Source organism: Beijerinckia sp. L45 (assembly GCF_009765775.1).
Lineage (GTDB): Bacteria > Pseudomonadota > Alphaproteobacteria > Rhizobiales > Beijerinckiaceae > RH-AL1.
The window spans coordinates 27163-37707 of the sequence record NZ_LMUU01000274.1 but is presented as its reverse complement, the minus strand read 5'-3'; the positions used below and the strand labels follow the sequence as shown (position 1 = coordinate 37707).

Below are 10545 nucleotides of genomic sequence, written 5' to 3'. Positions count from 1 at the left end.
CCTCGATCTTCTCCGCGCTCGTCTCGTTGGAGAACTGCACGCAGATTGAGTCAGAGCCTAACTTTGACCCTTACCAGCCCGTCCTTCGGACTTTTTTTGATGAGCGCCGCTCCATCTGCGCCACAATGCCAAGGACGGTGATTGATGTGGCTCCTCCGCCTGCAATACGCTGCCCTCCGAAGGCAGAGGTCATAGGTTCGAATCCTATCAGGTGCGCAAGAGTTTTCAATTACTTAGTCCGCGTAGTCGCTCGCCACATTGAGGCGGTGTCACCATAGTGTCACCTGGTGTAGGCTGTCGTGGTTGGTTCGCCTTTCAGGGTGTGCCACGAAGGAGGGCTATGATTGCCGTTAAGACGGCGCTAGTGCCCTACAGCTTCGCTCTGAAGCTTTTCCACATCGAGTTTCAACGCCCCGGTGTATCGCGACCACTGCCATCCGTATAACGCGAATGAAAACAGAGCCGGGACGATGCTGAGTGCGCAGATTGCCGAGGCTCCCAACCAGCAGACCTCTCTGTCTGCATCCACAGAAAGCCACACCAAAAGTGTAATAAGAGCCAGCGACACGATGCCGTTTACTTTAATTAGTTGGCGGTACTGCTTGTCAAATCCTATGCCTGCAATCTGCAGGTCCGTGATAAGATCTTTGGCTCTGTCCAGGTGTACTTGCGATTCCTTATGTGTATGTAGACGCGACTCGGCCAAAGTCTCGATTTGCCGCAGTTTTCTGGATAAAGGTGCCGTTGCCAAATCAGAGGCCAGCTGTAACAAAGCCGCTCCCGCGTGCAAGCCGACGCCTAATTGAACTACGCTTGAAAAATCGCTGAGTTTCATTGCGGACCATTCCCATATGCCGTCATCCATGAAAGCTAACATACAGGCAATCGCAGGCGAGCGCGGCTTGACTGTCGCCGGCCTCGCGCAGCGCCTGAAAACCACACCATCACAGTTCAGAGAAACGCTTGCTAAGGAAAAGGTACCTGAGGCGTTTATAAAGCGACTAGCCCACGAGCTGCTCGTGCCTGATTATGCGTTGTTCATGGATAAGCCCCCGCATGTGGGAGGCTTGGTCGATTTCAGAGAAAGAAAGCCATCGATCGGCGGCTTCACGCGAGACACAGCAAAAGCGATAAAATCTGCTCGGTCAATTAGAAGCGCCATTTCTGACATTGGGTACGATGTCAGTGGTCAGCGACTTAGCGATTTGGTCGACGGTGCCGATATCGACAAGGCTGCATCTCAGCTTCGAGCTTATATTGCTATAGACTGGGCTGAACAGGCGGCCATGAAAGATGCGCGGGTTTTTTATAAAGCTCTTCGACAAAGGGCTGAGTCGCTTCAGCTTTTTATTACTCAGGCTTCTTTTGATGACGGGGCGGGGTTCTGCCTTAGCGAGGACTCTGGCGTTGACGTGATCACAATCAATACGAAGCTCCAATCACCAGGACGTCGCTTGTTCACTCTAGGCTATGAATTCTATCACTGCATCATTAACCGGTCGGGGCTATCTGATCCGGAAGTAACTAATAACAATGTAGAAAAAAAATGCAATAAGTTCTCAGCAGAGTTTTTAGCACCAAAGGACTTTGTTCGTTTCGCAGCCAAACGTTTCATTAATAATAAGTCATTAGACACTAGCGAACTAAGAAGATTTTCTAGCTGCGTTAAGATATCTCAGTACGCAAGCGTCATAAGACTCCACGAACTTGGATTCTACACGGACGAGGCTGTTTCTAAATGGCATCGGATAATAAGTAATAGTCATCCGGACGTGCCGCCAAAGCGTAAGGGCGGGCAGCCTACAGACCAATGGAAGGTCAAACTAGCACGCTATGGATTTAAGTTCGCCCACGTTTTTGGTGCTGCGGTCGAGAAGGGCGATCTCGATAATATAGATGTCTTTCGGATTGCGCAGCTGAAGCCCGAGTATCAAGGGGCTTATTTCGCGAACGCCGCGACTGCAACTGCGCAGGATGCTGAAGATGAGGAGTAGTAGCGGCGGCGATGACACGCAAGCAATATGGATTCTTGATACCAAAGGCCTAAACGATTGGTCTCGTTTGACAGGAAACGAACGAGCTGTACTTCAAAATCTATGGGAAACTGGTTTAATCATTGTTTGTAATAGAGTATGGCGGGAATTTAGCACAGCCTGCCCGACGGAAGCCGAAGCTCTCGCCGTGGGCCCCGGCACGCCAGTAAAGCCCGAGCATCGAAACGCCGCAGCATCCATGGCAGAAATCGGCGCACAAAACGGCGCTTGAAGTTTCGACGGTGGAACGGACTACTATGTTGCCGGGATGGCCTCGATGTATGGTCTATTGGTAATCACGTCTGAACAAAACGTGCAGAAATTTTATGAAAAGATAAATATCGGTGCTGTCACCATTTTAGATTTGCTTCAGGACAACGAGTAGCGAAAAACGGCGCTCCTACTTCTTCGCATTGAACGGCAGAACGTTGCCCTCGTTCTCATGCTTCGCGGCGAACGGGCACTCAGGTGGGCCACCCGTCCGCGTCGAGGCTCTACGGCCCACGGCCGTTCTCTTTGGCCTGCTTGGTCTGCGAATGGCACGAGGCGCAAAGCGACTGGAATGGGCCAAGCTAGAACTTGGCTTCGTCACCACGATGTGGCTCGACGTGATCGCAGACCTTGGCAGCCACGATCATGCCCGCCGTGAAACAGAAGCGGCATAGCGGCTCCGAAATAGGCTGCGCTTGGGCCGTAAGCCGCCAACGCTGCGTTCCGTACCAAGGGCCGTAAGAGTTGTCCGCCATTAAGCCCGTCCCGCACGATGCCCGCTAACGATCTCGACCTGATCAAAGCGACGAATGACAGACCGGCCGAACTCCTCCGCCTTCTCCTTCAGATCCTCGATCGGATCGTGTGGCCATGCCCGGCGGTGTAAAATGGCGTAGGCAAGAATGATGTTTTCGAAAGTGCCCGCTCGATCTTCCTCGCTCAATCCAAGCAGCGACATGACGGACGCGCCGGCACGACGAAGGCGCGGCTTCATCAGGTTTGGCGGAAGACAAAGCTCCGCCGTGGCGGGCGAACCCGCATTTTTGATCTCGGTCATTTGGGAAGCCTTAAGTAGTTTGAGGCGCTACCGGTTTAAGAACTTCAAGCAAGCCGCTTTTGTGTTCGCCAGGACAGCATCTAGAAAGACGAGGGAGGGAGCGTTCAAGCGGTCACCGTAAGGAAAAAGAACTTGAGCCCAGACATCGGGAAGCTTGGATAGAGGAACAACCAGTCCGCATGCATTGCGATAAACAAGGACCGTCTGATCATCCGAGAACAGGCCGAGAGGCTCGCGGCCTTTTTGAGAATACCCCATAGCGTCGTGTCCGAGCCACGACCATTCTTTGGCTGCTCGATAAGCGGTGGCGACGTCAGCTCCCGAGCCGATAAGTGGCGTGGCCGCGCCATATGTTGCTAGGCTGCGGAAGGAGAACCGCGAAGGTAATCCCCGCCGCAGAGCAGCCTGAAAGTTGGGGTCGTCGCTCCCAACTCGCTTGTTCCAGAGGCGTACCGTATTGAGCGGCTTGCCGGTGACCTCCGCTAGAACTTCGGGCGGAAAGACCGCCGAGTCATAGTGGAGTTTTTTCGTTTCTAGGATGTCGTCGAACGTCTGTTTCATGATGTTACCCAATCATGGAACGGATCTGTCGTCAAGTACATGATCTGGGCACATCTTGTGTAGCGCCGATTGGGGAGCGCGCCTTGGAATAGAAAACGCGCTTGGCTTCGTCGACAAGATCGACTGTGCGGCTGAGGGCGTAATACAGCAGCTCGCATTCCCGACGGGTTAGCTTGGGCACCTTGTTGCTGCTGAACGTCAGGCCTTCGGCAATGAAGCCAAGAGCGACACCCGCCATGTTGCTCGCCTCGCAAAGTGCGTCTTCTAAAGGCCCGATCTCATGCGAGTACGCCGCTGTTCTGTCTCTCTCCGGAGACAGAACGGCGTTCTGGCGCAGGAATGTGCGGGCGACCCCCACATTCCATTCGACTGCTGCCGCAAACCGAGCATGCATGAGCGTGTAAACGAAGCGGAGAGGCAGCATGGCGAACGAGTTCGAAGCGAAGATCATCCATAACTTCGCGCAGGATATTGCGCGGAAGCTCGGCGAGGCAGCGGTGCTGGCGCGCACGGCAGACGGCTACAGCAAACAAGGCCTTGTCGAGCGCTCGTTTCAGTCGCTGCTCGAGATCGAGCCGCTGATCCACGAAGCGTCGATCCTGCTGAATGCGAGTTCGGTGGTGCGTCGGCGCGACCGGGAGCGCGTGTCCGACTTTAGCTGATCGCAGGGTCTTCATCTGCCGAAGACAGCCCGCGTCCCGCGTCAGGACGTGGGCTCCAGCGCGTGGGAGCTGCAGCGGCGGCTTCATCAACACGCTGGAGTAATTCCTGATGACCAAACTCACCGACACGCAGACGACCGTCCTCATCTCGGCCTGCGGCCGCACCGATGGTATTCTACTTCGACCCGAAGGGCTGAACCGAACAGCCGCCGTGAAGGTGGCAGCCAAACTTCTTGATCAGCACCTTGTACAAGAGGTCCCCGCCAAGCTTGGCTTTCCGATCTGGCGCATGGATGAGGAGGGGCGGGCCTTCAGCCTCAAGATCCTGAAAGCAGGCCGTGCGATCGTTCAACCATCGTCCGGATCTGCGAAGGTCGTCGAGAACACGGCGGCCGCGATCGCTCCAGTGTCGCCGAATATTCAAGCGAAGGAGCAACCAGCCCAAGGAACAGAAGTGATCAATCCGGCGAGCCGACCCGGATCGAAGCGAGAGGTGGTCTTGGCTCTGCTACAGCGGCAGGGCGGCGCGTCGATCGGGGACTTGATGGCTGCCACGGGATGGCTGCCCCACAGCACCCGCGCCGCGCTCAGCGGCTTGCGTAAGACCGGCGTTGCGATCGAGCGGAGCCAAGATCCTCAGGATCAGACATCCGTATACCGCATCACGCAAAGCATCCCTGCTGTTGCGGCCTAGAGCGGTTTCCACTTAGATCGAGGCGTAGCCATCGTAAGCGATGTAGTTTGCGCATTGCTGAGGCGTGACAGTTTTGATGAAGTCACCGATGGCGCGCCAGAGGGTGTCGACGGTTCGGGCTTTGGCTTTGCGAAGATACGCCTTGAGCTGAGCGAAGAGCATCTCGATCGGGTTGAGATCCGGCGAATAGGGCGGCAGATACATCAGATGCGCTCCGGCGCGTTCGAGGAGCGGGCGCACGGCGGCGGCTTTATGGGACGACAGATTGTCCATGATGACGATGTCGCCTGGCGTGAGCGTCGGCAGGACGAACTGTTCGATGTAGGCGACGAACGTTTCGCCGTTCATCGGCCCGTCAAGCACCAGCGGCGCGACCACGCCGGTGAGCCGTAGCGCGGCGACGCAGGTCGTCATCTTCCAGTGTCCGTGCGGCGTATAGCCGACGAGCCGTTCGCCGCGTAGCGCCCGCCCGCGGGTCCTTGTCATGTTGGTCGCCGTCCCGGTCTCGTCGATAAAGACGAGTTTTGCGGGATCGAGCGTGGCTTGCAGGCGTTTCCAGGCCTCGCGCGCCGCCGCGACGTCAGCTCTGGCCTGCTCGGCGGCGTACAGGGTTTTTTTTAAAGGTGATCGCACGTCGCGCGAAGAACCGATGGATGGAGCTGAGCCCGGTGCTGACGCCGCGCGCCGCCAGCAACTCGGTTTGCAGCTCTTCGAGTGCGATGTCGGGCTGCTTCGTCCAGAGATCGAGAAGAAAATCCGCATGCGCCTCGAGCGGGGAGCGTCCGGGTTTGCTGACGGCTGCGGCCAGATTGCCGGTCGTCGCCCATTGCTGCGCCCACCGCACCGCGGTCGCCGCCCCCACATCGAGACGCCGCGCCGCTTCGCGCCGCGACAAACCGCTGGCTACGGCCTTCACCACACGCTCCCGAAGATCGATCGAATAAGCCCGCATCATAGGTCTCCCGACTCAAAGGAAGACAGCAGACTCGCCCGACACAAGAGAAAAGGGAATCCTGCTCCTCACGATTCAACCGTCGTGGAAACCGCTCTAACGCCACACTGGTGCGGCGGTTGCGGATGGCCACGAGCCGGTCGCCGTCGTCGAATTGGTTCGACCTCCGAAGTCTTCATCATGAAGCGATATCGGCAGATCCGACTTGCAGTTCAGCTTGTAGATACGGGCCGCCGGTCCCCTAAACCTTTAGGACGCCGCTCCGGCGACCTGAATGGTCAGGGCGCCCCCGCAGGGTGAAGCCTCTCTAGCTTGGTCGGTCGGCCTTCAGTCCGATGAACCTCAAGCATGATACCGCCGCCACCTCGGTCGCATCGTCGTCGCTCAACATCCCACCGCCGGCCTGCATCCGCTTGCGGGCGACGCTCGCTACGATCTTCGCGAGTTTCGATCTTGCCGCGTCGTCGAGGTCAAACTCCGGACCGAGCTCGTCCTGCGCGAGGAGGAAGGCGCGTTTGAGGAAGATGGCCTCCTGGGAGGCGAAGACCCCGCCCTCTTCGCTGTTCGTGTCCATTGTTGCTCCCCCGATCCCACCACCGCAATAGAGATGCCGTCATGGGGTATCACAAGTTCGACGCGGGGGTGACCAACCATCGCCTTCTGAGCACCACGCGAGCGCAGGGGCATGAATGATCCGACCAACGACGATACGGGGCATCGACCATGTGGGTCTCGCCGTACGCAACATCGAAGCGGCCACGACCTTCCTCAAGGCGGAGCTCGGGGCGATCATTGGCGCGTTCATCGAGAAGACGTTGCACTAGGACGTGAGGGAAGGGCCGGTCGCCCTCCTGCCGTACCGCGACAGGCTCATCCTTTGCTTGCGAGCCACTCCTCGAACCGTGCAAGGGTCTCGAACGCCGGAGGAGGTTGCCGGGGTGGGATCTCGCCGAAGATCGCCTAGATGAACCAGTGACCGCGAAGGTCTTCATGGATGTCGCTGAGGCAGGTAAGCACGGCGAGGAGCCGTCCCTCGCGGAAGACCAGCATGGCTTCCCTGTCCGTCGATACGGCATCCAGCGTGACGGCATGGAAGGACAACGTCATGTCAGGCCGCCATGTGGAGGTAGTTGGGATCGAAATCGGCGATCTCCCTCATCCGATCCCAGTTCATGATCTCAACTTCGGTACGGTCGCGCACGAGAACGCCGTCTTGTACGAGTTTGTGCAGGATGCGGTTCACGTGGATGGCGGTCAGGCCGGTCGCGTCGCCGATCTGCTCCTGCGTGAAGGGAAGTTCGAAGCGTTCGGGCGATCCCAGACCTGCCGCCTCACGCCGTGCTGCGAACTCGCACAGCATGTGGGTGATACGCGCCTTCGCGTCTCGGCGTCCGACGTTTAGCACCCACTCTCGGAAAACCGAGGCGTCGATCAGCGAGTCCCGCCACATGGCCTCGCTCACGGCAGGACGCGCCTGCGCAAGTGTCTTCACGTCAGCGGCTGGAAACCATGCGACAGCGACGTCGGTGATCGCCTGGATGTTGTGATCCGCTCTCGAGAGGAGGAGATGCTGGAGGTCAAGGATGTCTCCCGGGATATGGAAGGACACGATCTGGCGGCGGCCGCCGCTGGTCGTCTTATGCCGGCAGGCGTAGCCGTTCAGGAGAATACAGCAGTCCGTCGCCTCCTGGCCTTCGCGGACCAGAAGATGGTCGGGCGGTACAGCCTCTATCCTAAAGGGGAGCGCCCTTATCGCCTCGCGGTCGATCTCGCTGAGGTTCGCCAGGCGGTCCAGCTTTCGGATCATACGGGTGAACGCGTCGTTGTCGTTGGTAGTCATGGTTCTCCTCGTCGACCGACTGCCGATCTGCCGAGAATACGGTGTACCTGCTACGTTTCAAGACGTGGAGACGTCGCCCTTCGTCGCATCCTCGATGGCGATTAGGACCCAACCGCAATTTCGGGTCTCCCGCGGGCCGGAGCCGTCACGTTCGACAGTAGAGAGATGGTGGACGGAATCACCCCATCTGCACGCCCGGGTGGACGGCCATCGTCATGGCGATAAAGGACTGCGGCGGCATCGCGAACCTCTGCAGGACGCTGAGGAAGTCGGCCTTGGAGAATGCCGGCGACATCCTCTGGAAGCCGATCGCCAGCGGTTCCCTCACGGGATCGAGTTGCATGCCTTACTCTATCGGGTGGATTTCATCACGGACGAAGCCGACCATGTTGATGCGCTTGAGAGCGGTCGGAGCGAGCACCAAGCTGCGGATGCCGAAGGTGTCGGTCGGGTCGACTGCCGATCGGATAGGCTGCGCCCATGGACGCCGTCGATCTCAATGGCGAAGCGATCAGGGGCGCCACCAGGATGACGAGGACCGAAGGCACGACGTCGACGGCGCACAAGTCATCGTGCGGTAGCCGTCGATGCAGTAGGCGAAAATGACGTAAAGCTCGCCATCATGCGCCACCATCGTGATCTCAGAGCCGTTGTCATCCGTTTCGTCGCGCCAGGTGTCGCCGACGAAGAAATGGGCGCCCGCGGCGCTAACCACGTAGGGCTTTCTAGCGGCCGCATCGGGTGTCAGCGCGAAGGCGTTTCAGGGCCGCCTAGCTACGGATGTGCGAAGCGACCGCGGCGATGGCGGTTATGACGAAGACAAGCGCAAGGCGCCCGGCTTGGTAGGCGAAGGGCGGTATATCCTTGATGGTCATGAACGTCTCCGAGTCGAGAGACGTATGCCTATGCATCCTCTGGCTGGCGCGTGCCTTGTGCTGTTTCCCCACGAGCTTCGAATAGTCTGTTGGCCTCGTCTAGGCTCTTCACCAATTGAGTAGCTTGTCCTGGAGTGCCCGCAGCGACGCCCGTTCGGTCGGCAGTGCTGAATCCGCCGAACCCATGGCGTCGACCTTCCGCTGCTGGGCGACCACCAGCGTCGCGATCACCATCGCATCCTGCATGTGCATCATGGTAATTGCAGGCCGATGGCCTCGGCGACCTTGGACAAATCGCCTAGTACCTCGAATTAGTCGTGCTTGTCGAAGATCAGCCTCGTGGACCGTTCGACGACGTCTTCCCGAAGGATGTGCTTCTCACCAACATGATGCTCTACCTGCTGACGAAATCCTTCGCGACAGCGACCTGATACTACGCCGGCGCGGCCGCCGAGAACGTGCGGCGCATGTCGGAAGGTCGACGCGTCGAGGTGCCGACCGCCTATGCGATCTAACCGGACCCACGCTCTCCCGGCCCGCCACGCGAATAGGTGGAGCGCGGCTACGACGTCGCGCGCTGGCGCGAGATGCCGCGCGGCGGTCATTTCGCCGCGATGGAAGCGCCAGATCTTTTCGTCGCCGACCTGCGCAAGTGGGCCCGAGACGTGTGAGGGCTTGGTCTTGGATCGCCGTCACATTGATGGTGAAGGCGTCCAACGGCAATCCTGGGACTTGGTCCGAGGCGCTACTCCGGCGGCTCTATGCTTCGCACGACGCGACACTGCACGGCGTGTGGCTTCAGTGACGGATCGACGTCACGGATGGCGGCGCGCAGGCGCTCGCCTGCAGGATCCTGCGTGAACCCCTTGAAGGACGCCTCGTCGGCCCACTGCGCGTAGTTCAGGACGCGCCGTCCAGCGCTTCGACCGCCAGATCGAGCTGCGAGCGCAATCGCTCCTCCGCAACCTCCGGCGTGCTGATCGTGAGGGTCTATATCCCCGCGAGGAGCGGTCACGAAGCAAAACCGCCAGCCACGATGAATGCCGAACGGCCGATGGTCTGGGCCGTTGATCCCTACGTCTCCGACGTGTGATCGTCGAACTCGGCATAGAGGCGAGGGTTCGCCGTTTGCAGTCTTCAAGATGCACGGCCGCGTTCGCACGCCGGTACGATGTTGGCGCCTCTCGGTTCCACAGGCCTTGTACGTCATGAAGGAGCTCGGATTGATAGAACGCAAGGCGTGTCCATAGTGCGGTCCTTGGCCCGTCTACTCCTACGCCGTCCCCCGTCGACCGCCAATGCGATCCGGAAGGCGACGCGCACGAAGGAACTCCCGTGACGCCAGCCGACCCGTTCTGGCAGCTCTGGGCGGTCTTGCTGGCCGTGGTCCCAGGCATTCTGTTAGGGGGCGTCCTCATCCGTGTCGGGCGAGGCCGGCTGTCGCCCGCGATGCTTGGCGTCTCGATGGCGTTCGGTGCATTGGCAGCCCTCGTCTGCGTTATCCTCACCATTGCCGAGCAGCGCATCCTTCCAGGCCTTGGCTTCATCGGAAAGGCGACGACGACAGCCTTCGTCTTCGCCGGGCTGATCGAGGAGACGGCGAAGCTGACCGTCACGCTCGTTTTCATCTATCCCTTCGTGCGGGCCGACTCGGCGCGGCGCATCGTGCTGGCGACGGCCGGCGTCGCGCTGGGTTTCGCCTTGCTCGAGAACGTCGGCACCGTCCTCAAGGTGGCCGCCTCGTGGGAACGCATCGCGGTCTCCCGCGCCTTCCTCACCGTGCCCTTCCACACGCTGCTCGGCATCTATGTCGGTTACGGCCTCGCCCGAGCCAAGGGCCTCGGGCGCGCCGCCGCGGTGACCCGCATCGGCAGGACGCT

At 59.3% G+C, this 10545-nt stretch carries 16 protein-coding genes; 5 read left to right on the top strand and 11 right to left on the bottom strand.

The genetic code is table 11. The features are described from left to right. Positions 1–361: 361 nt before the first annotated feature. A complete protein-coding gene (locus tag GSQ79_RS27925) occupies positions 362–835 on the bottom strand; it encodes a hypothetical protein (protein WP_158812009.1) in 474 nt (157 codons plus the stop codon). A gap of 16 nt (positions 836–851) precedes the next feature. Here GSQ79_RS27925 and GSQ79_RS27920 point away from each other — a divergent pair, with 16 nt between their 5' ends. Further along, positions 852–1994: an ImmA/IrrE family metallo-endopeptidase gene (locus GSQ79_RS27920; protein ID WP_158812008.1), complete on the top strand. Its 1143-nt coding sequence runs from the start codon at positions 852–854 to the stop codon at positions 1992–1994. 784 nt (positions 1995–2778) lie between these two features. Here the strand turns inward: GSQ79_RS27920 and GSQ79_RS27915 are convergent. The 3 genes from GSQ79_RS27915 to GSQ79_RS27905 are packed head-to-tail and all read right to left on the bottom strand — an operon-like array spanning position 2779 to position 4066. Further along, positions 2779–3081: a hypothetical protein gene (locus GSQ79_RS27915; RefSeq protein WP_158812007.1), complete on the bottom strand. Its 303-nt coding sequence runs from the start codon at positions 3079–3081 to the stop codon at positions 2779–2781. Between the two features lie 27 nt (positions 3082–3108). Beyond that, positions 3109–3642, bottom strand: coding sequence for a hypothetical protein (locus GSQ79_RS27910; protein WP_158812006.1), 534 nt, complete (start codon positions 3640–3642; stop codon positions 3109–3111). 31 nt (positions 3643–3673) lie between these two features. Beyond that, a complete protein-coding gene (locus GSQ79_RS27905; protein WP_158812005.1) occupies positions 3674–4066 on the bottom strand; it encodes a hypothetical protein in 393 nt (130 codons plus the stop codon). Here GSQ79_RS27905 and GSQ79_RS27900 point away from each other — a divergent pair. After that, positions 4065–4304, top strand: a complete 240-nt coding sequence (locus GSQ79_RS27900; RefSeq protein WP_158812004.1) for a hypothetical protein — start codon at positions 4065–4067, stop codon at positions 4302–4304. The genes GSQ79_RS27905 and GSQ79_RS27900 overlap by 2 nt on opposite strands. A gap of 109 nt (positions 4305–4413) precedes the next feature. Beyond that, positions 4414–4998, top strand: a complete 585-nt coding sequence (locus GSQ79_RS27895) for a DUF3489 domain-containing protein (RefSeq protein WP_158812003.1) — start codon at positions 4414–4416, stop codon at positions 4996–4998. A gap of 12 nt (positions 4999–5010) precedes the next feature. Here GSQ79_RS27895 and GSQ79_RS27890 read toward each other — a convergent pair. Continuing rightward, a protein-coding gene (locus GSQ79_RS27890) for an IS630 family transposase (RefSeq protein WP_158812002.1) occupies positions 5011–5953 on the bottom strand; the annotation gives its coding sequence in 2 pieces (ribosomal slippage) (positions 5011–5617 and positions 5616–5953; 945 coding nt in all). 304 nt (positions 5954–6257) lie between these two features. Then, complete coding sequence (locus GSQ79_RS27885; RefSeq protein ID WP_158812001.1) at positions 6258–6524, bottom strand: hypothetical protein; 267 nt, start codon at positions 6522–6524, stop codon at positions 6258–6260. A gap of 115 nt (positions 6525–6639) precedes the next feature. Between GSQ79_RS27885 and GSQ79_RS30145 the strand changes: the two genes are divergently transcribed. Beyond that, on the top strand, positions 6640–6774 hold the full coding sequence (locus tag GSQ79_RS30145) for a hypothetical protein (RefSeq protein WP_256379057.1): 135 nt from the start codon (positions 6640–6642) through the stop codon (positions 6772–6774). A gap of 136 nt (positions 6775–6910) precedes the next feature. Here GSQ79_RS30145 and GSQ79_RS27880 read toward each other — a convergent pair whose 3' ends face one another. From GSQ79_RS27880 to GSQ79_RS27860, 5 genes are all read right to left on the bottom strand, one after another. Beyond that, a complete protein-coding gene (locus GSQ79_RS27880) occupies positions 6911–7057 on the bottom strand; it encodes a hypothetical protein (protein WP_158812000.1) in 147 nt (48 codons plus the stop codon). Between the two features lies 1 nt (position 7058). Continuing rightward, positions 7059–7790 (bottom strand): Crp/Fnr family transcriptional regulator, encoded by a 732-nt coding sequence (locus tag GSQ79_RS27875; RefSeq protein ID WP_158811999.1) that lies wholly within the window; start codon positions 7788–7790, stop codon positions 7059–7061. Between the two features lie 178 nt (positions 7791–7968). Further along, a complete protein-coding gene (locus GSQ79_RS27870; protein WP_158811998.1) occupies positions 7969–8133 on the bottom strand; it encodes a hypothetical protein in 165 nt (54 codons plus the stop codon). Positions 8134–8301: 168 nt separating this feature from the next. Next, complete coding sequence (locus GSQ79_RS27865) at positions 8302–8505, bottom strand: hypothetical protein (RefSeq protein ID WP_158811997.1); 204 nt, start codon at positions 8503–8505, stop codon at positions 8302–8304. Positions 8506–8773: 268 nt separating this feature from the next. Next, a complete protein-coding gene (locus GSQ79_RS27860) occupies positions 8774–8911 on the bottom strand; it encodes a hypothetical protein (RefSeq protein ID WP_158811996.1) in 138 nt (45 codons plus the stop codon). 1089 nt (positions 8912–10000) lie between these two features. Here GSQ79_RS27860 and GSQ79_RS29210 point away from each other — a divergent pair. After that, positions 10001–10545, top strand: a 545-nt coding sequence (locus GSQ79_RS29210; RefSeq protein WP_210253242.1) for a PrsW family glutamic-type intramembrane protease, incomplete at its 3' end; no start/stop codon positions are given.